Raw genomic sequence first — 25,989 nt, 5'->3', positions numbered from 1 at the left:
GATCTCCGAGACACGATGCCGCGCTTTGACCGTCGGCTTTCCAGGCTTCAGCTGCGCAGCCGGACGAGCGAGTGGCCGCCGACAATCTGCTGCAGCGGCACCCGGGAGTGACCAAAGGAACAGGCGCTGCAGGCCACGCGCATGGAACAGGGCGATGCTTCTCACGAGGGTGATGAACGGGCCAAGTACCTGTTCGCTCAACGTCGGGGCTGGTTGCCAGGTGGGCAAAGCGTGCTCAGCCGCGCGTGACGGAAGCCAGCCCCCCTGACAAATGTGAGCCAGCCATCCTCAATGGCGTGTGCCTACCATTCGTGATGCACCTGAAGATCAGCAGGCACCAGATGGATCGGAAGCATTTCAATCCCTCGCGAACTCGAAGGCCAATACAGCACCGCGAGTTCGCTGGGTATTGAGATCATCGATCAGGCATACCGCCCGTGGCAGTGCTTGTACTTCTTGCCTGAACCGCACGGGCAATCCTCGTTGCGGCCGACTTTGCCCCAGCTTGCCGGGTTCTTCGGATCGCGCAACGCTGCATCGCTGGCCTGAGCGCCGAGCGTGACGCTGGCGAGCGCCATTTCGTCCTCGCCGGTGTTCGGGTCGAACTTGTGCGCCTCCATCGGCGGCAGCACGGGCGCTTCCTGCTCCGGCGGAACGATCTCGACCCGCATCAGCTGCGCTGTGACCGCCTCGCGCAAGTGAGCGCTCATCTCCTGGAAGAGATTGAAGGCTTCGGTCTTGTACTCCTGCAAGGGATCGCGCTGGCCGTAACCGCGCAGCCCGATGACCTGGCGCAGATGGTCGAGCATGATCAGATGCTCGCGCCAGAGATGGTCGAGCGTCTGAAGCAAAATGGTCTTCTCGACGTAACGCATCACGTCGGGACCCCATTGCGCCACCTTGGCCGCCATGTGCTCGTCGGCCTTGGTCTCGATGCGCGTGAGCAGCTCCTCGTCGGCGATGCCTTCTTCCTTGGCCCATTCGTCGACCGGCAGGTCGAGATCGAGCACGCGCTTCAATTCGTCCTTCAGGCCGGCGACGTCCCACTGCTCGGCATAGGCATGTTCCGGCACGTGCTTGGCGACGAGGTCGTCGATGAAGGCGTGACGCATGTCGGTGACGGTCTCGGCGACGCTCTCGTCCTTCATCAAGTCGACGCGCTGGTCGAAGATCACCTTGCGCTGGTCGTTCTGGACGTTGTCGAACTTCAGCAGGTTCTTGCGGATGTCGAAGTTGCGCGCCTCGACCTTCTGCTGCGCCTTCTCCAGCGCCTTGTTGATCCAGGGATGGATGATGGCCTCGCCCTCTTGCAGGCCGAGACGCTGGAGCATGCTGTCGAGGCGATCCGAGCCGAAGATGCGCATCAGATCGTCTTCCAGCGACAGGAAGAATTTCGAGCGGCCGGGATCGCCCTGACGGCCGGAACGGCCGCGCAGCTGGTTGTCGATACGGCGGGATTCGTGGCGCTCGGAGCCCATGATGTAGAGGCCGCCGGGCTTGGTCACGGTCTTGGCGGGCTTGTTGCCCTTCGCCGGCTCGATCTCGACGATCTCTTCAGCCTTCAGCACGATGTCGCGGAAGCGCTCGACGTCGGCCTTGATCTGCTCGATCTTCCTGGCTTTCTCGGCCTCGTCCTCGATGCCCGCGGTCTCCTTCGGGATGCGCATCTCGAGCGAGCCGCCGAGCTTGATGTCGGTACCGCGACCGGCCATGTTGGTCGCGATCGTGATCGCGCCGGGCACGCCGGCTTCCGCGACGATATAGGCTTCCTGCTCGTGGAAGCGCGCATTCAGCACCGCGAACAGTTTCGCCGGCTTGCCGGCGCGCGCGGCAGCGTAGAGCTTGTCGAGCGCGTTCTCCTTGCCGAAATCGATCTGCTTGTAGCCGTTCTGCTTGAGAAACTCGGCCAGCACTTCCGACTTCTCGATCGACGCCGTGCCGACCAGCACCGGCTGGAGTCGCGAATTGGCCCGCTCGATCTCGGCGAGGATGGCCGCGTATTTTTCCTTGTGGGTGCGATAAACCTCGTCGTCCTCGTCGAGGCGGCCGATCGGCACGTTGGTCGGGATCTCAACGACTTCGAGCTTGTAGATGTCGAAGAGCTCGTCGGCTTCGGTCAACGCCGTGCCGGTCATGCCGGCGAGCTTCTCGTACATCCGGAAATAGTTCTGGAAGGTGATCGAGGCCAGGGTCTGGTTTTCCGGCTGAACCTGCACGTGCTCCTTGGCTTCCAGCGCCTGGTGCAGACCCTCGGAATAGCGGCGGCCCTGCATCATGCGTCCGGTGAACTCGTCGATGATGACGACCTCGTCGTCGCGGACGATGTAGTCCTTGTCGCGCGTGAACAGCGTGTGCGCGCGCAGCGCCTGGTTGATGTGGTGCACGACGGAGACGTTCTCGACGTCGTAGAGCGACTCGCCCTTGAGCTGGCCGGCATCGCGCAGCAGGGTCTCGATCTTCTCCATGCCGGCTTCGGTCAGCGTCACCGTGCGCTGCTTCTCGTCGACCTCGTAGTCGGTCTTGTCGAGCTTGGGCAGGAAGCCGTCGATGGTGTTGTAGAAATCGGAGCGGTCGTCGAGCGGACCGGAGATGATCAGCGGCGTGCGCGCTTCGTCGATCAGGATGGAATCGACCTCGTCGACGATGGCGAAGAAGTGCGGGCGCTGGACCATGTCCTCGAGCCGGTACTTCATGTTGTCGCGCAGATAGTCGAAGCCGTATTCGTTGTTGGTGCCGTAGGTGATGTCGCAGGCATAGGCCGCCTTGCGCTCGGCATCGTCGAGGCCGTGCACGATCACGCCGGTGGTCATGCCGAGGAAGCCGTAGATCTGGCCCATCCAGCCGGAGTCGCGGCGGGCGAGGTAGTCGTTGACGGTGACGACGTGGACGCCCTTGCCGGCGAGCGCGTTGAGGTAGACCGCGAGGGTCGCGACCAGCGTCTTGCCTTCGCCGGTCTTCATCTCGGCGATATCGCCCTCATGCAGCACCATGCCGCCGATCAGCTGGACGTCGAAATGGCGCTGGCCGAGCGTGCGCTTGGCGGCCTCGCGCACGGTGGCGAAGGCGGGGACCAGCAGCTCGTCCAGCGTCTTGCCCTCGGCGAGCTGCTTCTTGAAGTCGGCGGTGCGGGCCTTGAGCGCCTCGTCGGAGAGCTGCGAGACCTCTCCTTCCAGCGCGTTGATCGCGTTGACGCGGGACTGATATCCCTTCACCCGCCGGTCGTTGGCGGAGCCGAAAAACTTGCGGGCGAGCGCGCCGATCATGCCTAGTTCCTGTGTTCGCGATTCAAACGCGTTGCAGCCAAGAAGTTGTCACCCGCCTGCCTATCAACTCACCGTGACGCCTGATGGCGTCAGAGCCCGGACTGCGGGGGGTCATCCGCCATATGGGTGGGAATTGGGCAAGTCTGGGTTCAACGGCCAAAAACGCAGCAAAATAAACGCCATCGCCATGGTCGCGACCGGGCAGAGATATGGCCCGGTCAGGGCCTTGTCAACGGCGGGCGCATTGCGGCTAATTCATCATTTTGACAGACTTTTCGCGTTGCCAAGCCCCCCTGTATTGGGCGAGTGTCCGCCCCGCTCGAGCAGCCCCCTGCTTCAACATAAGGATTTTCCATGACCACCTCGTTCCCGGTAACCAAAACCGGCCTGCGCTTCGGCCTCGCCACCGCCCTCGTGGGCTGCCTTGCGCTGGCGCTGATCGCGGGTCCCGGCCGGGCCGCCGACGATCCGGTGCTGGCGAAGGTCAATGGCGCTGAAATCAAGAAGAGCGACGTCGCCATGGCCGAGGAGGAGCTCGGGCCGAGCCTCGCCCAGATGGACCCGGCGACCAAGGACGAGAACGTCCTGTCCTTCCTGATCGACATGAAAATCGTCAGCAAGGCTGCCGAGGACAAGAAGGTTGCCGATAGCGAGGAATTCAAGAAGCGCCTGGCATTCGCCCGCAACCGGCTTCTGATGGACAGCCTGCTCGCGGGCGAGGGCAAGGCCGCCACCACCCCCGACGCCATGAAGAAGGTCTATGAAGAGGCCTCCAAGCAGATCACCGGCGAGCAGGAAGTGCGCGCCCGCCACATCCTGGTCGAGACCGAGGACGAGGCCAAGGCGGTGAAGGCCGAGCTCGACAAGGGCGCCGATTTCGCCGAGCTCGCCAAGAAGAAGTCCAAGGATCCGGGTTCGGCCGACGGCGGCGATCTCGGCTTCTTCACCAAGGAGCAGATGGTGCCGGAATTCTCGACGATCGCCTTCGCGCTCGAGCCCGGCAAGATCTCCGACCCCGTCAAGTCGCAGTTCGGCTGGCACGTCATCAAGGTCGAGGAAAAGCGCAACCGCAAGGCGCCAGACTTCGAGCAGGTCAAGGCCCAGATCGAGCAGTACGTCACCCGCAAGGCCCAGGCCGACTACGTCGCCAAGCTGCGCGCCGAAGCCAAGGTCGAGCGGCTGGACCAGCCGGCGGCGGACGCCAAGCCGGCGGATGCGGCGAAGCCCTCCGACAGCAAGATGGCGCCGCCTGCAAAGAAGTAAGAATTCGCTGTCACTTCGGTGACGTGAAGAGTATCTAAGCCTTCGTGATGCCCGGCCCCCGCGCCGGGCATCTGCATATTCAGATCCCACCAAGGCGCCCCGCGATGTCCTCCTCCGTCTCCCCGCTCGCCCCGAAAACAGTTCCCGACATGCCCACCATTGCGGGCATCCGTCTCGCGACGGCCGAAGCCGGCATCCGCTACAAGAACCGAACCGACGTGTTGCTGGCGGTGATGGACAAGGGCACCGCGGTCGCCGGCGTCTTCACCAAGTCGAAATGCCCCTCCGCACCGGTGGAATGGTGCCGCGCCAAGCTGAAAGGCGGCAAGGCGCGCGCGCTGGTGGTCAATTCCGGCAACGCCAATGCCTTCACCGGCAAGACCGGCCGCGCCTCCACCGCGCTGACCGCGAAGATCGCGGCCAAGGCGGTCGGATGCAGCGAGGGCGAAATCTTCCTGGCCTCGACCGGCGTGATCGGTGAGCCGCTGGACGCGACCAAGTTCGACGGCGTGCTGGGCCGACTGGCTGAAGCCGCCGAGCCCGGCGACTACCTCGCTGCGGCCAAGGCGATCATGACCACCGACACCTTCCCGAAGGTCGCGACCGCGACCGTCAAGCTCGGCAAGGCCAAGGTCACCATCAACGGCATGGCCAAGGGCGCCGGCATGATCGCCCCCGACATGGCGACGATGCTGTCCTTCATCTTCACCGACGCACCGATCGCGCCCGCGGCCTTGCAGGCGCTGCTCAAGAGCGGCGTCGAGGACACCTTCAACGCGGTGACGATCGACGGCGACACGTCCACGTCGGACACGCTGCTGGCCTTCGCCACCGGCGCTGCCGCCGAGCACGGCGCACCGAAGATCAGCCGCGCCAGCGATCCGCGCCTGAAGGCCTTCGTCAAAGCCTTCAACCAGGTGCTCGCCAATCTTTCTGAACAAGTGGCCCGGGACGGCGAAGGCGCGCGCAAGCTGGTCGAGATCACCGTCGAGGGCGCCAAGACCAAGACCTCCGCGCGCAAGATCGCGATGTCGATCGCCAACTCGCCGCTGGTCAAGACCGCGATCGCCGGCGAGGACGCCAATTGGGGCCGCGTCGTGATGGCAGTCGGCAAGGCCGGCGAGCCGGCCGATCGCGACAAGCTTTCGATTTCCTTCAACGGCATCCGCGTCGCCAAGAGCGGCGCGCGCGATCCGGATTATGACGAGGCGCAGGTCTCGGAAGCGATGAAGGCCCCGGAGATCGCGATCAAGGTCTCGCTCGGCCTCGGCAAGGGCCGCGACCGCGTGCTGACCTGCGACCTCACCAAGGAATATGTCGCGATCAACGGCGATTACAGGTCGTAGTTTCGCTACTCTCAGACCGTCATCCCCGCGCAATGGCGAAGCCATTGTCGCTGGAGGTGCGGGTGATGGGGCGCGAAGCGCCCCATCGGGAGCCTCGAAGGATGCACGGCCACCGCTACAGCCGCGTGGAGAGAGCCGGGCCGTCGCCCTTCGAGGGCCGCCGAAGGAGCGGACACCCCAAGGGTGACGGTAAGAGAGCGCGAGAGCCGTGCTTCAAATCACCCTGAAATCCGCGCGTCCGCGACCGCTTTCTTGAACAGCGCGTTCATGGCGTCCGAGATGCCTTGCGTCGGGCTCACCTCGAAATAGAGCCCGGACGACGCGCAGCTCTGCATGTTCTGCGCGATCTCGCTGTTCGGCGACGGCCCGTAGGGGCCGGTATTGAACGGAGCGACCCATTTCATGTACCAGCTGTTGGTGGGCAGCGCGAGGTACGTTGTGTACAGCACGGCAATCTTGACGCCCCGGTCCTTCATCGTCTTGCAGAGCGCAGCATTGAGCGGCGATTGGCACCGCGTGGTGCCGGAGAGCGGTTTGAGGCATCCGGTGTTGCTCTCGTCAGCGACCCCGTCGGAGACGAAGAACAGATATTTGAGCGGGCTGGACGACGTGCCGGTTCCGGGGGAGCTGATCTCGCCGTTGATCGCAGGGAATATCGCGGTGAATGCCGTGTCCTGGTCGTTATTCTCGTTCTGACCGTTCACCGACATCAGGTCGATATTACCCGCCGCCGATTTGGCGCTGGAGAGAGAGCCCGACAACGAAAACAGATTGCGCAGGCCGAGCGTGCTTGCGGAGCCGCCGAAATCGTAGATCGCCATTCTGAACTGGTTTGAATAGGTTTCAGTCGCACTCGCAGTATCCATCAACGACTGCGTTGCGGTCCGCAGCACGTCGATCCGGGTGGTCACGCCAAGCTTTTTGGCAAGGTCGTAGTAATTGTTCTTGTCCTTGAGGTCGTGGCAGGCGAAAGCGCACTTGTCCGATGTGTTGTTGACCATCGTCTGCACGTCGGTCGGCGTGGCGCCGACACCCATCGACGGCGAATTGTCCAGCAGCAGGTAGAAATCGATATAGAGCGGCATGCTGGCCGTCGCTTTCGACGTACCGGTCAGCGTCAGCGCGGTCTTGCCGATCAGGCCGAGAAACATGGTGTTCACGGTGGCGTTGAACGCGACGGTCGAGGTGACGGTCGATCCGGTTTTGACCACGGTCGGCGTGACGCTGTTGAGAGTGTAGCCGGTCTGATTGGCGCGATTGGCGTCGAAGATGTTCTGGGCGTCGGTGACGCCGACGGAGATCGCGCCATCCGACGTCATGGAGCCGGCGGCCTTGAAGGCCGGCGATGCCTTGGCGATCGAGCCGACGCTGGCAGCATCGGCTGCGGCCTGAAGCTTGGCCCGGGTCTGCGTCGCGCGCGAGTAGTCGACCGCGCAGCCGACCGCCGTGATCAACGGGACGCAGGCGAGGGCGAAGATCACCGCGATATTGCCGCGCCGGTCTTGGACGAACCGGCGGATGATGGTGGAATTCGCAGCGCGCATGGCTTGGGCCCGAGTGGTTTAAGCGTTTCCACTCTAGGAACCGTCGATTAAATATGACTTATGGGAACCTCGAAAACATGGGCCGCAATAGGGTTAATAAACCGTTGCGGATGATCTTCAGCGAGCGACATCGCGTATGGCCGATCTGAAACTGACACTGGTTGTGGCTTGCGCGCTGATCGACCCCGACAAGCGCGTCCTGATCGCGCAGCGCCCCGCGGGCAAGACGCTGGCCGGCCTCTGGGAGTTTCCCGGCGGCAAGCTCGAGCCAGGCGAGCGGCCGGAGCAGAGCCTGATCCGCGAGCTGCACGAGGAGCTCGGCATCACCGTCGCCGAGCCGTGCCTGGCCCCACTGACCTTCGCGAGCTACGGCTACGAGACCTTCCACCTCCTGATGCCGCTCTATGTCTGCCGGCGCTGGGAGGGACAGGTGACGCCGCGCGAAGGCCAGACCCTGGCCTGGGTCCGTGCCAACAAGCTGCGCGACTACCCGATGCCGCCCGCAGACATTCCGCTGATCCCGCATTTGATTGATCTATTGATGTGAGATGCACTGTGCCCCGGACGCAGCGCAGCGCTCCTTCAGCGATGCGCTGCAGAGCCGGGGCCCACGCTTGCCGCGGAGCTGGGTCCCGGCTCTGCGCAGCAGCGTTTCACGCTGCAGCGCGTCCGGGACACGCATCACTCTTTCCCCGCCTTCTTCACCGCCTCCGCCAGGCTCGCTTTCGCCGATCCCGGCTTCAGCGGCTGCTGCTGGCTCGCATGCGGGGCCCAGCCGGAGAGCCAGATGATGTCGAAGGTGGCACGGATGCGGCCGTTGGCATCGGCAAAGCGCTCAGTGTAGATCTCGGCCATCCGCAGCAGCGTCGCGCGCCGGCTCGGTGTTCGCCGCCGCTCGATCAGCACATTGGCAGCGCCCATGCGCCGGAGATCCTGCATCAGCGCGAATGCGTTGGAATAGCGCACCACGACGCGGTCGACGTCGGTCACCGGCAGCGCAAAGCCCGCGCGCTGCAACAGCGCGCCGATGTCGCGCAGGTCAGCAAATGGCGCGACGCGCGGCGAAACGCCGCCCTCGCATTCGGCTTCCGCGGCGGCAAAGGCCTGGCGCAGCTCGGTCAGGCTGTCGCCGCCGATCATCGCCGCGAGCAGCAGGCCGTCGGGCTTGAGCGCGCGGCGGATTTGCGCGAGCACGCCCGGCAGATCGTTGACGAATTGCAGCGCCAGCGCGGAGACGACGAGATCGAGGCTTTCGGGCGCGAAGGGCAGCGTCTCTGAACCCGCAGCATCGAGCGCGATCCGTTGGAGGGAAGGCAGGCGCGTGCGCAACGCCGCCAGCCCCTCACCAGGCGTCCAGAGATCGACCGCCGCGTGAAACTCCCGCATCACCGCAGCCAACCGGTCGGACATGTCCTCGGCGACGCGATCAAGCAGGAAGGTCACCTCGCCCTGTGTCTGCGCACGCCGCTGCCGCGATTGCAGCAAAGCGCGATCGAACAGAGCGGGCGGGGTTTGCGGGGACTGAACCATGCCGCTGGTTACGCCGATCATGCTGGTTCTGGCAATCGCTCCCGTGTCCCGGACGCGCCGCAGCGCTCTTGCGCTGCTGCGCAGAGCCGGGACCCAGACACCAACACCGGACGATGCCGTGAGATGGGCCCCGGCTCTGCAGCGCACCGCACCGGACGATGCTTCGCATCGCCGGGGGCGCTGCACTGCGTCCGGGGCACGAGAGCGTGGCTTGAGCCCGGAGCCTCAGAACGCTAGCCTTCCCGCATGGACGCCGACGCCGCCCCCACCCGTTCCATCGCCGCCCCCTTCCGGGCGGCGTGGACGGCCGGCCGCCACGCGCTGTCGCGCGCGGCACGGCTCGCGCTCGACATCGCGCTGCCGACGCAGTGCGTGTCCTGCCGCGAACCGGTCGATGGCGAGGGCGTTTGCGCTTCGTGCTGGGCGCGGCTGTCATTCATCGAACGTCCCTACTGCCCGCGGCTCGGCATTCCCTTCGTCTATGATCCCGGCCCCGACATGCTGTCGATGGAGGCGATCGCGAGCCCGCCGGCCTACCAGCGCGCCCGCGCGGCCGTGCGCTATGACGACGTCGCGCGCACGCTGGTGCATGCGTTGAAATACCAGGACCGCACCGATTTGGCGCCCGCCATGGGCCGCTGGATGGCGCGCGCGGGCGGCGAGCTGCTGGCCGGGGCCGACATGCTGGTGCCGGTGCCCCTGCATTGGCGGCGAGCCTGGCGCCGCCGCTACAACCAGTCCGGAGCCCTGGCGCAGATCATCGGGCGGCAGAGCGGTGTCAGGGCGAGGGCTGAGGTGCTGCGCCGGGTGCGCGCCACCGAGCAGCAGATCGGCCTGTCGCGGGCCCAGCGCGCCACCAATGTGCAGGGCGCGTTCCAGGTATCTCCCGACCGTCAGGCCGAAATCCAGGGCCGCCGCATTGTCCTGATCGACGACGTCCTGACGTCGGGGGCGACGCTGGATGCCTGCGCGCGGGTCCTGCTCCGGGCCAAGGCCGCCCAGGTCGACGTGCTGGTCTTCGCCCGGGTTGTCGAGAGCGGCCCCCGTCCCATATAATTCAATGACTTCATGAGATGAGAGCGCCGGACGCCATGACTGCTGCTGTCGAGATCTACACCAGGCCGGGCTGCGGCTATTGTTCCGCGGCGAGGTCCCTGCTGACCCGCAAGAAGGCGACCTTTACTGAATTCGACGTCGCCAAGAACCCCTCCTGGCGGGACGAGATGTACGACCGCGCCGGCGAAGGCTCGACCTTCCCGCAGATCTGGATCGGCGGAACCCATGTCGGCGGCTGCGACGATCTCTACGCCCTCGATCGCGAAGGCAAGCTCGACGGCATGCTGGACAGCGTGAAGGCGGTGTCATGAGCGAGAACCGCACCTTCACGGCCGCCATGGTGCAGATGCGCACCGGCCTGATGCCCGGGCCCAGCCTCGAACAGGCCACGAAGCTGATCCGGCAGGCTGCGGCGGGCGGCGCCGACTACGTGCAGACGCCCGAAGTCAGCAACATGATGCAACTGAACCGCAAGGCGCTGTTCGAGCATCTGCAGAGCGAGGAGGACGACACTTCGCTGAAGGCCTACCGGGCGCTCGCGGCGGAACTGAAGATCCATCTCCATGTCGGCTCGCTGGCGCTGCGCTTCTCAGCCGAAAAGGCGGTCAACCGCTCCTTCCTGATCGGGCCCGAGGGCAATGTGCTCGCGAGCTACGACAAGATCCACATGTTCGATATCGAGCTGCCGGACGGCGAGAGCTATCGCGAATCCGCCAATTACCAGCCGGGCGAGACCGCGGTGATCTCCGACCTGCCGTGGGGCCGGGTGGGCTTGACGATCTGCTACGATTTGCGCTTTCCCGCGCTTTACCGCGCCCTCGCCGAGAGCGGTGCATACTTCATCACCGTGCCCTCGGCCTTCACCCGCAAGACTGGCGAAGCGCACTGGCACGTGCTGCTGCGCGCGCGCGCGATCGAGACCGGCTGCTTCATCTTCGCAGCTGCCCAGGCAGGCACCCACGAGAACAAGCGCGAGACCTATGGCCATTCGCTGATCGTCGATCCCTGGGGCGAGATTCTCGCCGAGGGCGATGTCGAGCCCTGCATCATCATGGCCAGGATCGACCCGGCCAAGGTCGAGACTGCCCGCCGCGCGATTCCCTCGCTCCAGCACGGCCGCCGCTTCGGCGTGTCCGATCCCAAGGCTGGGCCGGATCATTTGCACCTCGTGCGGGGATCGGCATGATCCGCTACGCGCTTCGCTGCGACCGCGACCACGGCTTCGAGAGCTGGTTCCAGAGCTCGTCGGCCTATGATTCGCAGGTCAAGCGCAAGCTCGTGACCTGCCCGATCTGCGGCTCCGCCAAGGTCGACAAGGCGATCATGGCCCCGCGCATCGTCGGCAAGAAGGGCCGTGGGCGCGCGGCGCCACCGCCGGAACCGGCGGCTGCCCCCACGCCGGAGGCAACACCATCAGGACCGACCTCGCTGATGCTGGCGCAGGAGAAAGAGCTGCGCACCAAGCTGAAGGAGCTGCGCGATCACATCGTGAAGAACGCCGACAATGTCGGCGAGCGCTTCGCCAATGAAGCCCGCGCGATGCACTACGGCGACAAGGAGCACCGTCCGATCTACGGCGAGGCCTCGCCGGAGGAGGCGAAGTCGCTGATCGATGAGGGCATCGAGGTGTCGCCGCTGCCGACATTGCCGGAAGACCGGAATTAGGCCCCCACCAGCACCGCCACACCGATGATGATCAGCGCGATACCTGCAAGCTCGCGCGGCGCGATCGGCTGCTTGAACGAATAATACGCCACCGCTTGCGCGAACAGCACCTCGATCAGAGCGAGCGTGCGGACATTGGCGGCGGCCGTCAGCGCGAACGCCAGGAACCAGAATTGTGACGCGAAGGCGCCCATGAAGCCGGCCAGCATCGACGGCTTCCACAGGCCGAGGATCGCCTGCAGCACCTTTGGCGCGCGCCAGAGCAGATAGATCGTCAGCACCAGCGTCTGCACGAACAGGCCGAGCACCAGCGTGAACGAGGCCGAGGTCACGAATGAGACGCCGGGAACGTTGATGATCGCACCGCGAAAGCCAACCGCAGACAGCGCGAACGCGGCAGCCGCAACGAGGCCGGTGATGGTCGGCTTCAATTCGGCAAAACTCTTCTCGCCGCCGGGCCTGAGCGCGGTGATGACGACGCCGACGGTCGCGATCACGATCGCCAGCACCTTCAGCCAGGTCAGGTGATCGCCGAGGAAGACGAAACCGAAGATCGCGGTCTGGATCGCCTCGGTCTTCAGGTACGCCGTCGTCACCACGAAGGAGCGATCGTTCATGGCGAGCAGCATCAGGCCGGTGGCGACGATCTGGCTGAGCGCGCCGAGCAAGAGCCACGGCCAGAACACGGTCGGCGGCATGCCCAGACGATCGCCGGTGGCGACCAGCACCACGCCGAGGAACAGCACCGAAAACGGGAAGCCGAACAGGAAGCGGATATTGGTCGCGCCCCAGGTCCCCAGCGGCTTCGTCAACGACCGCTGCATCGCATTGCGCGCGACTTGGCCGAGCGCAGCAACGAGGGTGAAGGGAATCCAGAGGCTGGCGATGGTGAGCATGGGGTGGGCGGGCATTAGCGGGAAATAACTGCGGCCAACCTGCAAGTTGAGGCCAGCGCGGTCAACCACACGGACGTCATGGGAGCGATGCTCTCGCCACAAACTCGGTGTCGTCCCTGCGCACGCAGGGACCCATAACCCCAGGGAGCAGTTTTGCGACGACTGCCAGCCCGCGCATCCAACACCGCGCCCCACCGACAGATCACGCGGTATGGGTCCCTGCGTTCGCAGGGACGACAGCATTTTCTGGGCCGCGTCACACCGTCAAACCAACAGATCACTTGGATCCCGCCACTCGGGATTATCGCGCTCGATCAGCTCGATCTTCCAGTCGCGCTTCCAGCGCTTGAGCTGTTTTTCGCGGGCAATTCCGCTCGCTCGAAGGATTCGGTGTAGACGAGGCGGTGCACGCCATAGCGCTTGACGAACTCCGAGCCCTTGCCGGCGCGGTGCTGCTCCAGGCGTTTCTGGAGAGAGTTGGTTACGCCGATGTAGAGCGTCCCATGATGGCGGCTGGCGAGGATGTAGACGTAGTACATGCTCGGGGCGCCTGATTGGGCTAACTAGACGGGCCTGTGGTTATGGGTCCCTGCGTTCGCAGGGACGACATCGGCAGAGGAGTCGCAACTCGCATCACACTCACACCATCCCTTCCGCCACCACCATGTAGTTCACGTCCATGTCCGACGAGAGCGTCCATTTGTCAGCGAAGGGGCTGTAGACCACGCCGGTCTGCTCGGTGATGACGAGGCGATTGTCGAGCAGGTATTTTGTCAGCTCGTCGGGGGTGACGAACTTGTTCCATTCGTGGGTGCCGCGCGGCAGCCAGCGCAGGACGTATTCGGCGCCGACGATGGCGAGCGCGAAGCTCTTCCAGTTGCGGTTCAGCGTCGAGACCACCATGAGGCCGTTCGGCTTCAGCATCGCGGCGCAGCGCTTCAGGAAGACGCCGACATCGACGACGTGCTCGACCACTTCCATCGCCAGCACGATATCGAAGCGCTCGCGCGGGTCGATCTCCTCCACCGTGGTACAGCGGTAGTCGATCGCAAGATGGCCCTTGTCGGCGTGCAGCTTGGCCGCGGCGATGTTGCTCTGGGAAGGGTCGACGCCGATGACCTGCGCTCCCAGCCGCGACAGCGGCTCGCACAACAGGCCGGCGCCGCAGCCGATGTCGAGCACGCGCAGGCCGCCGAGGCAGTTGAGGCTGCGCACGTTGCGCTCGAACTTGCGGCAGGCGGCGTCGCGGATGTAGCCGAGCCGCAGCGGGTTGATCCGGTGCAGCGGCGCCATCTTGCCGTTGGGGTCCCACCACTCCGCCGAGAGCTTCGAGAATTTTGCGATCTCGGCGGCGTCGACGGTCGAGCCCGGCTGCGGGCTGGCGGAGAGAGAAGTATTTTGCTGCATGCTCATGGTTACGCGCGGTCCTACCGCGTGGTGATCGAACTACGGAAGGCGAGCGGCGAGGCGATGGTCTTGATCGTCTCGATCCCCTCGCCGACGCCGCGAATCGTCACGTCGCCGTAGTTGAGAATACGTCCAAGGATGGTCTGATCGACATCGACGCTCTCGACCTTGTCGAGCGCCATCTCGAAGGTGCGGCGCTTGATGAAGCCGGTCTTGTGCACGACCCTGAGATTGGTGACGTCGGTCTCGGTGGTGAAGCGGTGGAACCAGCCCTTGAGGGTCCAATACACGGCCGCCAGCGCCGCGACACTTGCGGCTCCCAGGCAAAGCAAAACGAGCCAGTCGACGGCCGCCTGCCGCGACAGGATCAGCAGGCCCAAAGCCGCGATCCAGGCCAAAATCGCCGGAAAATAGAAGATCCAATGCGCATTGGTCGAATACAGCACCCGCTCCCCGGGCTGCAGGATTTCGTCAATATAGCGCGCCATAACCTCTGATAACCCATTGCCCGGATTGGCCGCAGCAGGAACCCGCTTGCCCCCGGCCCCGCCCCTCTGTATACGCGCGGTCGGGCCTGCGGCATCGCCTCGCGCGGGTCACCATACTTATCCTTATGAGGGAATGCACGCGTCGTCATGAGCCGCCTCGTGATGAAATTCGGCGGCACATCCGTCGCCAACATCGAACGTATCCGCAACGTCGCACGCCATGTGAAGCGTGAGGTCGACGCCGGCCACGAAGTGGCCGTGGTCGTCTCGGCGATGTCCGGCAAAACCAACGAGCTGGTGGCCTGGTGCACCGAGGCCTCGCCGATGCACGACGCGCGCGAATACGACGCCGTCGTCGCCTCCGGCGAACAGGTGACATCCGGCCTGCTTGCCATCGTGCTTCAGGGCATGGGCATCCAGGCCCGCTCCTGGCAGGGCTGGCAGATCCCGATCAAGACCAGCGACGCCCACGCCTCGGCCCGGATCGAGGACATCGACGGCAGCGAGATCATCAGCCGTTTCAAGGATCGCAAGGAAGTCGCGGTCATCGCCGGCTTCCAGGGCATCGACCCGAAGACCAACCGCATCACCACGCTCGGCCGCGGCGGCTCCGACACCTCGGCCGTGGCGATCGCCGCCGCCGTCAAGGCCGACCGCTGCGACATCTACACCGACGTCGACGGCGTCTACACAACCGACCCGCGAATCGTGCCGAAGGCCAAGAGGCTCGACAAGATCGCATTCGAAGACATGCTGGAACTGGCCTCCCAGGGCGCAAAAGTGCTCCAGGTCCGCTCGGTGGAACTCGGCATGGTCCACAACATGCCGATCTTCGTCCGCTCGAGCTTCGACAAGCCCGAGGATATCGACCCGCATGCCAACCAGCCGCCCGGCACGCTGATCTGCAGCGAGGAGGAGATCATGGAAAGCCACGTCGTCACTGGTATCGCCTTCTCCAAGGACGAGGCCCAGATCTCGGTGCGCCAGATCGAGGACAAGCCGGGCGTTGCGGCCTCGATCTTCGGCCCGCTGGCGGATGCAAACATCAACGTCGACATGATCGTGCAGAACGTCTCCGAGGACGGCAAGACGACCGACCTCACCTTCACGGTGCCGGCGGCCGACTATACCCGCGCCAAGGACACGATTACCGCCGCCAAGGGCAAGATCGGCTACGCGCGGCTCGATACCGCCACCGACGTCGCCAAGATCTCGGTGATCGGCAGCGGCATGCGCAGCCATGCCGGCGTCGCCGCCCAGGCGTTCTCGGCCCTCGCCGGACGGAATATCAACATCCGGGCCATTACAACCTCCGAGATCAAATTCTCGGTTTTGATCGATACCGCCTATACCGAGCTCGCGGTGCGCACCCTGCACACGCTCTACGGTCTCGATCAGGCCTGAAACGCGACCATCGTCGCGCTTCAGGTTGTTGTTTGAGCATGGTCTTTCCGGAAAACCGTTTCGCACTTTCCGGACCATGCCTGGACTAATTTTCTCTTAGCGGTCGCAGCAAACGCGAAGGTGTACACACCTTCGCGTTTGGCAGGCGTTTTGCTTGGCAAAACAAGCCTCAATTCGCTATACGGCGAACAGGGTGGGCTGCCGCAGACTGTGTCCCAGTTAGGCGGCGCTGATTCGGTGCAAGCGCTAAATCTCCAGTGGATTTTGGGCTTGTGCCGGCGCCGGACAAACAAATTGGTTGTTTTTCTGGAATTTTAGGCCAGCCGCCGGCCGATACGGCCGGGCCGGGCACACGGAGGAGATTGACGGGACATGCGGAGCGCGTCGGGAGGTCCCCGCGTCTTGTTGAGACGGCTCCGCGAAACCATGGCGGAACAGGTCTCGGCCCAGGAGCGGCTGGACAAGATCGTGGTGCTGATCGCCGCCAACATGGTGGCCGAGGTGTGCTCGGTCTATGTGCTGCGCATCGACAACACGCTGGAGCTCTACGCCACCGAAGGCCTCAACCGCGAGGCCGTGCATCACACCGTGCTGAGCGCCCATGAGGGCCTGGTCGGCCTCGTCGCCAGCGAGGCGACGCCGCTCAACCTGAGCGATGCGCAAACCCACCCGGCCTTCTCGTTCCGCCCGGAGACCGGCGAAGAAATCTACCACTCCTTCCTCGGCGTGCCGATCCTGCGGGCCGGCAACACGCTTGGCGTGCTGGTGGTGCAGAACCGCGCCAAGCGCAACTATGTCGAGGAGGAGCTCGAGGCGCTGCAGACCACCGCGATGGTGCTGGCCGAGCTGATCGCCTCGGGCGAGCTGTCCGCGCTGGCCCAGCCGGGGCTGGAGCCTGCCGCGCGCCATTCCGCGCAGAAGGTCGGCGCGATCCTCTCGGAGGGCATCGCGCTCGGCCATGTCGTGCTGCACGAGCCGCGCGTCGTCATCAAGGACTACATCGCCGAGGACCTGCCCAAGGAAGTCAAGCGGCTCGACACCGCGCTGGCCAAGCTCCGCGCCGATCTCGACCGCATGCTGGAGCGCGGCGACGTCGCCGAGGGCGGCGAGCATCGCGAGGTGCTGGAAGCCTATCGCATGTTCGCCAACGACCAGGGCTGGTCGCACAAGCTGCACGAGGCGGTCGCCACCGGCCTCACAGCGGAAGCCGCCGTCGAGCGCGTGCAATCCGACACCCGCGCGCGCATGCTGCGCTCGACCGACCCCTATTTGCGCGACCGGCTGCACGATCTCGAGGATCTCGGCTACCGCCTGATGCGGCAGCTGGTCGGCCAGGACCACGCGCCCTCGCGCGAGCAGCTGCCCGACAACGCCATCGTCATCGCCCGCGCGATGGGCCCGGCGGCGCTGCTCGACTACGACCGCAAGCGCCTGCGCGGCATCGTGCTGGAGGAAGGCACTGCCAACTCCCACGTCTCGATCGTGGCGCGCGCGCTCGGCATCCCCGCGGTCGGTGAGGTGCCGAACGCGCCCGGCATTGCCGATCCCGGCGATGCCATCATCGTCGACGGCACCTCCGGTTCGATCTATGTGCGCCCCTCGCAGGAAGTCGAGGCGGCCTTCGCCGAGCGCGTGCGCTTCCGCGCCCGCCGCCAGGCGCAATATCTGGCGCTGCGCGACCTGCCCTGCGTCACCAGGGACGGCCAGAAGGTCGAGCTGATGATCAACGCGGGTCTTGCCATCGACCTGCCGCATATCGAGGACACCGGCAGCGCCGGCATCGGCCTGTTTCGCACCGAGCTGCAATTCATGGTCGGCCAGAGCCTGCCGCGCACCAGCGACCAGCTGGCGCTGTATCGCACCGTGCTGGATGCGGCCGGCACCAAGCCCGTCACCTTCCGCACCCTCGACATCGGCGGCGACAAGGCGCTGCCCTATATGGAAGCCGTGATCGAGGAAAATCCCGCGCTCGGCTGGCGCGCGATCCGGCTCGGGCTCGATCGTCCCGGCCTGCTGCGCGGCCAGATCCGCGCGCTGCTGCGCGCCGGTGGCGGCCGCGCGCTGCGCATCATGTTCCCGATGATCTCGGAAGTCGCCGAATTCGATTCGGCGAAGGCGCTGGTCGAACGCGAGCTCACTTATCTGCGCCAGCACGGCCACACGCTGCCGGAGCGTATCGACATCGGCACCATGGTCGAGGTCCCCGCTTTGCTCTATCAGCTCGACGAGCTCTTGAAGAAGGTCGACTTCATCTCGGTCGGTTCCAACGATCTGTTCCAGTTCCTGTTCGCGGTCGACCGCGGCAATGCCAAGGTCTCCGAGCGCTTCGACACCATGTCGGCGCCGATCCTGCGCGCGCTGCGCGAGATCGCACGCAAGTCACAGGCGGCGAAGAAGTCGCTCTCGCTCTGCGGCGAGATGGCGTCCAAGCCACTTGGCGCGCTGGCGCTGATTGCGCTGGGCTACCGCTCGTTGTCGCTTTCGGCAACCGCGCTCGGTCCGGTGAAGGCCATGGTCATCGATCTCGATGCAAAGAAGGCCGAAGCCGTGCTCGGTCCGCTCCTCGACGCGCCGGCGGGCAGCGTCTCGATCCGGCAGAAACTGACGGAATTCGCCGAGGCCGAAGGCCTGGCGTTGTAGCGGGCCTGTCGCCGCTCCCTGCCGCCTCGCCTCCTTCCGCCATTTGAGACTGAACCGATGTCGTCACTCCCCGAAGCCAAACTGGACGTGCTCCTTGCACATCATGCCTCTCTCGAGGCCGAATCGTTGGGACAGCTCGCCTCCGAGCGCTACGTGCAGATCACGCGCGAGCTCGCCGAGATCACCCCGCTGATCGAAGCGGTGAAGGCATATCGGTCTGCCGTCAAAGAACTCGCCGACACCGAGGCGCTGATCGCCGATCCCGCGACCGATGCCGAGATGCGCGGCATGGCGGAAGCCGAGCGCGACGAGCTCGCGCCGAAAATCGAGGAGCTGGTCCAGAAGATTCGCGTTGCGCTGCTGCCCAAGGACGCCATGGACGACCGCAACGTGGTGCTGGAAATCCGCGCCGGCACCGGCGGCGACGAGGCTTCGCTGTTTGCCGGCGACCTGTTCCGGATGTACGAGCGCTTCGCTGCCTTGCAGGGCTGGAAGGTCGAGGTGATCTCGGCCAGCGAAGGCACCGTCGGCGGCTACAAGGAAATCATCGCGGAGGTGCAGGGCCGCGGCGCGTTCTCCAAGCTGAAGTTCGAGTCCGGCGTGCATCGCGTGCAGCGCGTGCCGGACACCGAGACGCAGGGGCGCATCCACACTTCGGCCGCGACGGTGGCCGTGCTGCCGGAGGTCGAGGACGTCGACGTCGACATCAAGAACGACGATTTGCGCATCGAGACCATGCGCGCGCAAGGCGCCGGCGGCCAGCACGTCAACAAGACCGAATCGGCGATCCGCATCACCCACATCCCGACCGGCATCGTGGTGATGATGCAGGACAGCCGGTCGCAGCACAAGAATCGCGCCTCGGCCATGAACATTCTGCGCTCGCGCATCTACGACGCCGAACGCCAGCGCGTCGATGCGGCACGGTCGGCCGAGCGCAAGGAGAAGGTCGGCTCAGGCGACCGCTCCGAGCGCATCCGCACCTACAATTTTCCGCAAGGCCGCGTCACCGACCACCGCATCAACCTGACGCTCTACAAGCTGCCGCAGGTGATCGCGGGCGAAGCGCTCGGCGAGTTGACCGACGCGCTGACCACCGAACACCAGGCCGCGCAGCTCGCCGCACAAGGCGCGGCAGCCTGATCCCTGCTCAGCGCACCTTTGCCAGGAACGATCGCAGGATCTTGCCCAATGCGGGTGCAGCGGCGCTCAGCTCGTCCAGGTGAATGCGCGAAAGCGAGCGAAGCTTCTGCTCGCCCTTGGCCGTCAGCTTGACCAGGACGCGCCTTGCATCCTCGGGATCGGCCTCCCGGCCGATCAGCTTCAACTTCGCCATGCGGTCCACCAGCTCCACCGCCGTATGGTGCCGGATCAGGAGGAAGCCGGCGATGTCGCCGACGCTGGCGCCGTTGGGGTCGGCCAGTCCCTTGATCGCCAGCAGCGCCTGGTGCTGCTGCGGCGTCAATCCGGCGTTCTGGGCCGCCGCTTCGCTGAAGGCGAGGAAGGTGCGCAGCTGGTAGCGGAATTGGGCGAGCGCGGCGTAGTCGGCCTCGCGCATCGCGCCGCCCCTCGAGGGCGCAGCACGCGCCGTGCGTCCAGTCTTCCGCTTCGAGTCAGCCATTCCGTGCCTTTCGACCTCCGCCCGCCGGCGGAGCGGGCGCTGCCGAGACTAGCAAGGAAGGCGGGGCGGAACCACCGATGGGCCTCGCAGATGCACAAATATAGCGGGCTTTGCAGCCCTCCTATTCGAAGTTGGAGAGCAGGATCTTCACCAGGATGACCTGAAACGCGATCGGAATACGAACGCTCTTCCGCCTGATCGAGCGCTGGAGCGCACTGGCGATCTCGGCGCTGGTCAAGGCGCCTTCGGATGCATTCGTGATCAACTCGCCCCACATCTGCGACAGCGAGCCGCCGGGCGGGATCACCGGCTTGATGGTCACGCCGCAGCCCTGCGCCCAGTCCACGATCTCCCGCATGGTGTGAGGACCGCAATTGCGCGTCGTCGCAAGCCGCTCCGCCGTCAGTGCGAGCAGCAGCTCGCGCGAGGGCGACCAGGTCCCCTTCGGCGGCTGCTCGCCGGTGAGCTCGACCGCGAGCTCCTTCAGGACATTCTGGGCCCGCACGCTCAGTCTCTGCATCGGCACCGGCGTGCGCTTGGCCTGAACGGAGCCGATGGCCGGCCCCCGCTGCCCGGCGGACCGGCCGCGCGACTCCGGCATGCGCGAGGCATCGCCGGACTGCGGCGATGCGCGCTGGTCACTTCCCTCCCCGGCAGGCCACGCCGCCTCCTGCCGCTCCGCCTCTTGCGGCCAGGACCGTCGCTTCCGGGTACCCGCTACTGTCGTCTGCCGCGGCATCTCTCTCGCCGAACCCGCCAATCTCGTACTCACAAAGACTAATATATATCGTGATCCGATATGTTTTCACGCGATAATTTTCGTCGTTCGACCAAAGGCGAAATTGACAGATGGTGCTCACGAGCAATGTTTAGGTCCAGGAGCTACACGCGGATGTGACGTGCCCGGTGCAGGCAGGCCTTTCGAGGCCGGTTGCCGCCGGACAGGTCGTGTTTTGCCTGCAAACAAGAACGATATCCGGAGGAAACGATCATGACCGACCATCTCATTCGCCGTGGCCTCTCGCGCCGCGGCCTGCTCCAGACCACGGCAGGCCTCATCGGCGGCTCGGTGCTGCCTGCGATGCCGGCCTTCGCCGAGGACAAGCCGGCCGTCGGCTCCTATCCCGCGGGCGTTTCGGGCTCCACCGCCTTCATCGGCATCTCGGTGCCGCGCACCGGCACCTATGCCGTGCAGGGCGAGGACGAGCTCAAGGGCTATCAGCTCGCGATCGAGCACATCAACAGCGGTCACGACCTGATCAAGAAGATCTCGCCGAAGACCAGCAAGGGCGTGCTCGGCAAGGAGCTTAAATTCGGCGTCGCGGATTCCGCGGCCAAGCCGAACGAGGCGGTGCAGGCGCAGCAGCGCTTCATCAGCGAGAACAAGGCGATCATGATCACCGGCGGCACCTCGAGCGCCGTTGCGGTCGCGCTGAACAAGCTCGCCCAGCGCGAGAAGGTGATCTTCGTCTGCGGCATCTCCGGCTCGAACGACACCACCGGCAAGGACTGCGTCCGCTACGGCTTCCGCCAGAATTTCTTCGGCCAGACCGCCGCGGCGGCGATCGGCCCCGTCATGGTCAAGGAGTTCGGCAAGGGCAAGAAGGCTGCGTATCTCACGCCTGATTACACCTACGGTCACACCGTCACCAAGTCGATGCAGGACTTCCTCGCGACCGCCGGCTGGACCACCGTCACCAACCAGGTCGCGCCGCTCGGCGCGCCCGACTATTCGTCGTATCTGCTGAACGTCGCGAATTCCGGCGCCGACGTGCTGATCAACGTCAACTGGGGCCACGACGCGGTGCTGTCGACCCAGCAGGCCAAGCAGTTCGGCGTGCTCGACAAGATGAAGCTGGTCGTCCCCTACCAGGTGCCCTTCATCGCGCGCGAGACCGGCGGGCTGATGCAGGGCGTCTACGCCGCGACCGACTATTGGTGGACGCTTGAGGACAAGTTTCCGCTCGCCAAGATGTTCAACGAGGCCTTCGAGAAGAAGTACGGCTACAAGCCGGAATGGGGCGCGGAGAACGCCTATGTCAGCTTCGCGCACTGGGCCCGCATGTGCGAGCAGGCCGGCAGCTTCAACCCGCCCGACGTGATCAAGGCCTATGAGAAGGGCGAGACGCTGCCGTCCCTGGTCGGCGACGTGCATTACCGCCCCGAGGACCATCAGTGCGTCCGCCCCGTGATCATCGTCAAGGGCAAGCAGCAGAAGGACATGAAGACCAAGGAAGACTGGTACGATGTGGTCGAGATCGTGCCCGGCGAAGGCTTGATGCAGAAGCCGGACGCCTTTGGCTGCCATCCCGGCGACTACAGCTGAGCTCGCGCTAACCCCCTGCGACGCCGTAGGTCGCTTCCGGCTCCTGCGGCGTCACCCTTTTTTTGCGCACCGCCGGAACGCGCCACAACCGTGACCATTGCATGATTAGTTGGCCCAACCTCGTCTCGCAGCTCTTCAACGGGCTCGCGCTCGGCGCGCTGCTCGCGCTGATCAGCTCCGGCCTGACCATTATCTACGGCACGCTCGGCGTGCTCAACCTCGCGCATGGCGCGATGTTCATGATCGGCGGCTATGCCGGCTTCGTCGCCTACCAGTACACCGAATCGTTCATCCTTGCGGTGATCGCCGGCTCGCTGTTCGTGATGCTGCTCGGCGTTGCGATGGAACGCGTCATCATTCGCCATTTCTATCATCGGCCGCACGAGGACCAGTTGCTCGTGACCTTCGGGCTCGGCATCTGCTTCGTCGAGATCATCCGGCTGATCTTCTCCAGCCAGTCGCAGCTGGTGCCGCCGCCGGCGATATTCCAGGGCATCACCAATCTCGGCTTCATGTTCTATCCGACCTACCGCCTCGCGGTGGTCGGCATCGTCGCGATCGCACTCGGCGCGCTGTTCATCATCCTCTACCGGACCCGTCTCGGCATGATCGTGCGGGCCGGCATCGAGGATTCCGTGATGGTGGATTCGCTCGGCATCAATGTCTACCGGGTCTTCATGGTGGTGTTCGGCATCGGGGCGATGGCCGCCGGCTTTGCCGGCATCGTCAACGCGCCGGTGGTGTCGCTGACGCCGGGCATCGGTGACGACATCCTGGTCCAGACCTTCGTGGTGGTGGTGATCGGCGGCGTCGGCTCGTTCCCAGGCGCGATCCTGGGCGGCCTGATCGCCGGCGAGATCATCAGCGTCACCTCCATGTTCAACCCCGGCTACGCCTATGTGATGCTGTTTGCGGCGATGACGCTCGTGCTCGTGGTGCGACCGCATGGCCTGCTCGGCGTCCAGGGCCGCGAGTGAGTGATCGCCTGATGCTCAAGCAACGCCCCTTCCTGATCGAGGCACTGACGGCCATCGGCCTGATCGCGGCTCCCTTCGTGCTGCCCCATCTCGGCTTCGCACCCAACACCGTGAACCGGATCCTGGTCTGGGGCCTGTTCGGCCTCGGCTTCGACATCCTGTTCGGCTTCACGGGCCTGTTGTCGTTCGGCCAGTCCGCCTTCTACGGCACCGGCGGCTTCGTCGCCGCCTACCTCCTGACCCGCGCCGGCTTCGGCAACGTGCTGGGCGCGCTGATCATCGGCATGATCGCGGCGGCCGCGACCGGCTATCTGATCGGCCTGATCGCGCTCCGCCGCACCGGCATCTACTTCGCCATGATCACCGTGGCGATCGCAGAGGTGTTCTTCTTTGTCGAGTTCAATCCGCTCTCCGACTTCACCGGCGGCGAGAACGGCCTGCCGGGCGTGCCAACGCCGAGCTTCAATCTCGGCTTCACCACCGTCCACTTCACCAATGGCTGGTCGCTCTACCAGTTCATCGCGCTGTGCTATTTCATCGGCGTCATCATCGCACTCAGGATCGTGCGCTCGCCGGTCGGCGCCATCCTCAGCGCAATCCGCGACAATCCGCTGCGCGCCACCGCGGTCGGCCACAACATCCACGGCTACAAATTGACTGCTTTCGTGATCGCAGCCGCCTACGCCGGTTTCGCCGGCGGCCTGCTCGGCGTGCTCCAGGCCTTCATGCCGCCGGACGCCTTCACTTTCGACACGTCCGGTCAATTGGTGATGCAGACCGCCATTGGCGGCCGAGGCACGCTGTTCGGGCCGCTGGTCGGCGCGACCGTCTGGCTCTTCCTCCAGGATTTCCTCCAGTCCGCGCTGGGCCTGGGCGCCGCCTGGAAGCTGGTGCTCGGCGTCGTGTTCGTGCTGCTGGTCTGCTTCCTGCGCGGCGGCATCATCGGCGGTCTTGCGGACCTTTATCGCCTTCTCTCCGGCAGGCGTAAGCGAAGCGATACGGAGGCCGAGCCTGACACTGAGACGACACTGCACCTTGCGCCCGCGCCGATGCAGGCCAAGGAGGTCGCGCACCCCGCCTATTCCGGGCCGATCCTGAAAGCCACCGGTCTCACCAAGCGCTATGGCGGCCTCGTCGCCAACAGCGACATCGATTTCAGCGTCAATCAAGGCGAGCTGCGCGGCATCATCGGCCCCAACGGCGCCGGCAAGTCGACCTTCTTCAAGATGCTGACCTGCGAGATCGCGCCGACATCGGGCCAGATCGTGTTCGAGGGACGCGACATCACGGGATTGAAGGTCACCGAGGTTTGCCAGCTCGGGCTCACCAAGAGCTACCAGGTCAACCAGCTCTTCACCGGGCTGACGGTGCGGCAGAACCTGACGATTGCCGCGCTCGCCGAGCTGCGCGGCAAGTTCCGCCTCGATCTCTTCCGCAAGCTCTCCAGCGTCAAGGGCCTGGCGGAGCAGGTGGAGCATACGCTCGCTTTGGTCAATCTGACCCGCCGCGCCGACACGCCGGTCGCCGAACTCGCTTATGGCGAGAAGCGCCGGCTCGAGATCGGGCTCGCGCTGGCGACCTCGCCACGCCTGCTGCTGCTCGACGAGCCGCTCGCGGGCATGAGCCCGCGCGAGCGGGTCGAGACCGTCAAGCTGCTCAAATCGATCGCGCGCGGCCGCACCATGATCATCATCGACCACGACATGGATTCGCTGTTCGAGCTGGTCGAGCGCGTGACGGTGCTTCAGGAGGGCAAGGTGCTGCTCGACGGCACGCCGGAGGAAATCAGGACCAACGCCGCGGTGCAGGAGGCCTATCTCGGCGGCGTGCACGGGGAGATCGCCGCATGAGCCTGATCGAGGTCAACGGCCTGAACAGCTATTACGGGGATTCCCACATCCTGTTCGACGTCGCCATGCACGTCGAACGTCACGAGGTGGTGGCGCTGCTCGGCCGCAACGGCGCCGGCAAGAGCACGACGCTGAAGAGCCTGATGGGCGTCGTGACGCCGCGCAGCGGCAGCGTGAAGTTCGACGGCATCGATATCGCCGGACGCAGGAGCCACAGGATCGCGCAGGCGGGCATGCAGCTCGTGCACGAGGAGCGCCGTATCTTCGGCAGCCTGTCGGTGGAGGAGAACATCACCCTTGCCGGGATCACCGCGCCGCAACGCTGGCCGCTCGACCGCGTCTACGAGATGTTTCCGCGGCTGAAGGAGCGACGGAGCAACCGCGGCACCGAGCTCTCCGGCGGCGAGCAGCAGATGCTCGCGATCGCGCGGGCGCTGGTGCGCGATCCCAAGATCGTGCTGCTGGACGAGCCGTTCGAGGGGCTCGCGCCCGTCATCGTCCACGATCTCGTCAAGGCCTGCCGCGAGCTGGCGGCGGCCGGCCAGACCATCGTGCTGGTCGAGCAGAATTTGGCGGCGACGCTGGCGCTGGCAAGCCGGATCTACATCGTCAACAACGGCCACATCGTGCACGAGGGTCCGGCGCAGGAGCTCAGGGCCCAGCCGGAGCTGCTGCAGCGCTACCTCGGCGTTTAGTCAGCCGCCATTCAACGA

Annotated in this window: 22 protein-coding genes and 1 pseudogene; 14 read left to right on the top strand and 9 right to left on the bottom strand. The window is 65.1% G+C overall.

The annotated features are described in order from the left end of the window. Positions 1-422 precede the first annotated feature (422 nt). Complete coding sequence (gene secA / locus CIT37_RS03590) at positions 423-3,263, bottom strand: preprotein translocase subunit SecA (RefSeq protein WP_028141886.1); 2,841 nt, start codon at positions 3,261-3,263, stop codon at positions 423-425. Between the two features lie 354 nt (positions 3,264-3,617). Between secA and CIT37_RS03585 the strand changes: the two genes are divergently transcribed. Further along, on the top strand, positions 3,618-4,526 hold the full coding sequence (locus CIT37_RS03585) for a peptidylprolyl isomerase (RefSeq protein ID WP_028141887.1): 909 nt from the start codon (positions 3,618-3,620) through the stop codon (positions 4,524-4,526). A gap of 104 nt (positions 4,527-4,630) precedes the next feature. Continuing rightward, the gene (gene argJ, locus CIT37_RS03580; protein WP_095424523.1) at positions 4,631-5,872 is read left to right on the top strand and encodes a bifunctional glutamate N-acetyltransferase/amino-acid acetyltransferase ArgJ; all 1,242 of its coding nucleotides are present in this window, start codon (positions 4,631-4,633) and stop codon (positions 5,870-5,872) included. A gap of 218 nt (positions 5,873-6,090) precedes the next feature. Here the strand turns inward: argJ and CIT37_RS03575 are convergent, their stop codons facing one another. Further along, on the bottom strand, positions 6,091-7,416 hold the full coding sequence (locus CIT37_RS03575) for a TadE/TadG family type IV pilus assembly protein (protein ID WP_095424522.1): 1,326 nt from the start codon (positions 7,414-7,416) through the stop codon (positions 6,091-6,093). Between the two features lie 136 nt (positions 7,417-7,552). On the opposite strand from CIT37_RS03575, the gene mutT reads away from it, so the two are divergent. Then, positions 7,553-7,963 carry an 8-oxo-dGTP diphosphatase MutT gene (gene mutT / locus CIT37_RS03570; protein WP_038972799.1) on the top strand — a complete coding sequence of 137 codons (411 nt, stop codon included), beginning with the start codon at positions 7,553-7,555 and terminating at the stop codon, positions 7,961-7,963. Positions 7,964-8,097: 134 nt separating this feature from the next. On the opposite strand, the gene CIT37_RS03565 is transcribed toward mutT, so the two are convergent. Further along, on the bottom strand, positions 8,098-8,967 hold the full coding sequence (locus CIT37_RS03565) for a methyltransferase domain-containing protein (RefSeq protein ID WP_095424521.1): 870 nt from the start codon (positions 8,965-8,967) through the stop codon (positions 8,098-8,100). Positions 8,968-9,192: 225 nt separating this feature from the next. Here CIT37_RS03565 and CIT37_RS03560 point away from each other — a divergent pair, with 225 nt between their 5' ends. Genes CIT37_RS03560 through CIT37_RS03545 form a run of 4 tightly spaced genes read left to right on the top strand, consistent with a single transcriptional unit; the run spans position 9,193 to position 11,667 of the window. Continuing rightward, positions 9,193-10,002, top strand: coding sequence for a ComF family protein (locus CIT37_RS03560; RefSeq protein WP_028141892.1), 810 nt, complete (start codon positions 9,193-9,195; stop codon positions 10,000-10,002). A 35-nt stretch (positions 10,003-10,037) separates the two neighbouring features. Next, the gene (gene grxC, locus CIT37_RS03555) at positions 10,038-10,313 is read left to right on the top strand and encodes a glutaredoxin 3 (RefSeq protein ID WP_028141893.1); all 276 of its coding nucleotides are present in this window, start codon (positions 10,038-10,040) and stop codon (positions 10,311-10,313) included. Next, positions 10,310-11,188 (top strand): carbon-nitrogen hydrolase family protein, encoded by an 879-nt coding sequence (locus CIT37_RS03550; RefSeq protein WP_095424520.1) that lies wholly within the window; start codon positions 10,310-10,312, stop codon positions 11,186-11,188. The genes grxC and CIT37_RS03550 overlap by 4 nt, the downstream gene beginning before the upstream one ends. Beyond that, the gene (locus CIT37_RS03545; protein WP_038972803.1) at positions 11,185-11,667 is read left to right on the top strand and encodes a DUF1178 family protein; all 483 of its coding nucleotides are present in this window, start codon (positions 11,185-11,187) and stop codon (positions 11,665-11,667) included. The genes CIT37_RS03550 and CIT37_RS03545 overlap by 4 nt, the downstream gene beginning before the upstream one ends. Here CIT37_RS03545 and CIT37_RS03540 read toward each other — a convergent pair. The 4 genes and pseudogenes from CIT37_RS03540 to CIT37_RS03525 all read right to left on the bottom strand — a co-directional run bounded on the left by CIT37_RS03540 (position 11,664) and on the right by CIT37_RS03525 (position 14,458). After that, the gene (locus CIT37_RS03540; RefSeq protein WP_028141896.1) at positions 11,664-12,563 is read right to left on the bottom strand and encodes an EamA family transporter; all 900 of its coding nucleotides are present in this window, start codon (positions 12,561-12,563) and stop codon (positions 11,664-11,666) included. The genes CIT37_RS03545 and CIT37_RS03540 overlap by 4 nt on opposite strands. A 264-nt stretch (positions 12,564-12,827) precedes the next feature. Further along, a pseudogene (locus CIT37_RS03535) lies at positions 12,828-13,102 on the bottom strand (GIY-YIG nuclease family protein). 100 nt (positions 13,103-13,202) lie between these two features. After that, the gene (gene ubiG / locus CIT37_RS03530; RefSeq protein WP_161966326.1) at positions 13,203-13,976 is read right to left on the bottom strand and encodes a bifunctional 2-polyprenyl-6-hydroxyphenol methylase/3-demethylubiquinol 3-O-methyltransferase UbiG; all 774 of its coding nucleotides are present in this window, start codon (positions 13,974-13,976) and stop codon (positions 13,203-13,205) included. 14 nt (positions 13,977-13,990) lie between these two features. Then, entirely contained in the window at positions 13,991-14,458 is a 468-nt protein-coding gene (locus tag CIT37_RS03525; protein WP_028141898.1) for a PH domain-containing protein, read from the bottom strand. Positions 14,459-14,605: 147 nt separating this feature from the next. Between CIT37_RS03525 and CIT37_RS03520 the strand changes: the two genes are divergently transcribed. From CIT37_RS03520 to prfA, 3 genes are all read left to right on the top strand, one after another. Next, positions 14,606-15,862 (top strand): aspartate kinase, encoded by a 1,257-nt coding sequence (locus CIT37_RS03520; RefSeq protein ID WP_028141899.1) that lies wholly within the window; start codon positions 14,606-14,608, stop codon positions 15,860-15,862. Between the two features lie 372 nt (positions 15,863-16,234). Then, a complete protein-coding gene (gene ptsP, locus CIT37_RS03515; RefSeq protein WP_028141900.1) occupies positions 16,235-18,502 on the top strand; it encodes a phosphoenolpyruvate--protein phosphotransferase in 2,268 nt (755 codons plus the stop codon). A gap of 57 nt (positions 18,503-18,559) precedes the next feature. Next, positions 18,560-19,645 carry a peptide chain release factor 1 gene (gene prfA, locus CIT37_RS03510; RefSeq protein WP_028141901.1) on the top strand — a complete coding sequence of 362 codons (1,086 nt, stop codon included), beginning with the start codon at positions 18,560-18,562 and terminating at the stop codon, positions 19,643-19,645. 7 nt (positions 19,646-19,652) lie between these two features. On the opposite strand, the gene CIT37_RS03505 is transcribed toward prfA, so the two are convergent. Beyond that, entirely contained in the window at positions 19,653-20,123 is a 471-nt protein-coding gene (locus tag CIT37_RS03505) for a MarR family winged helix-turn-helix transcriptional regulator (RefSeq protein ID WP_028141902.1), read from the bottom strand. A 121-nt stretch (positions 20,124-20,244) separates the two neighbouring features. Next, positions 20,245-20,724 carry a hypothetical protein gene (locus tag CIT37_RS03500; protein ID WP_049801891.1) on the bottom strand — a complete coding sequence of 160 codons (480 nt, stop codon included), beginning with the start codon at positions 20,722-20,724 and terminating at the stop codon, positions 20,245-20,247. Between the two features lie 390 nt (positions 20,725-21,114). Between CIT37_RS03500 and CIT37_RS03495 the strand changes: the two genes are divergently transcribed. The 4 genes from CIT37_RS03495 to CIT37_RS03480 all read left to right on the top strand — a co-directional run bounded on the left by CIT37_RS03495 (position 21,115) and on the right by CIT37_RS03480 (position 25,971). Continuing rightward, on the top strand, positions 21,115-22,449 hold the full coding sequence (locus CIT37_RS03495; RefSeq protein ID WP_038950268.1) for a substrate-binding protein: 1,335 nt from the start codon (positions 21,115-21,117) through the stop codon (positions 22,447-22,449). Between the two features lie 101 nt (positions 22,450-22,550). Further along, complete coding sequence (locus tag CIT37_RS03490) at positions 22,551-23,426, top strand: branched-chain amino acid ABC transporter permease (RefSeq protein ID WP_026202378.1); 876 nt, start codon at positions 22,551-22,553, stop codon at positions 23,424-23,426. A gap of 11 nt (positions 23,427-23,437) precedes the next feature. Further along, positions 23,438-25,276, top strand: a complete 1,839-nt coding sequence (locus tag CIT37_RS03485; protein WP_095424519.1) for a branched-chain amino acid ABC transporter ATP-binding protein/permease — start codon at positions 23,438-23,440, stop codon at positions 25,274-25,276. Beyond that, on the top strand, positions 25,273-25,971 hold the full coding sequence (locus CIT37_RS03480; RefSeq protein WP_095424518.1) for an ABC transporter ATP-binding protein: 699 nt from the start codon (positions 25,273-25,275) through the stop codon (positions 25,969-25,971). The genes CIT37_RS03485 and CIT37_RS03480 overlap by 4 nt, the downstream gene beginning before the upstream one ends. Positions 25,972-25,989 lie beyond the last annotated feature (18 nt).

This window comes from Bradyrhizobium ottawaense (assembly GCF_002278135.3).
Taxonomy (GTDB): domain Bacteria; phylum Pseudomonadota; class Alphaproteobacteria; order Rhizobiales; family Xanthobacteraceae; genus Bradyrhizobium; species Bradyrhizobium ottawaense.
This window is presented reverse-complemented; position numbering and strand designations above follow the sequence as displayed.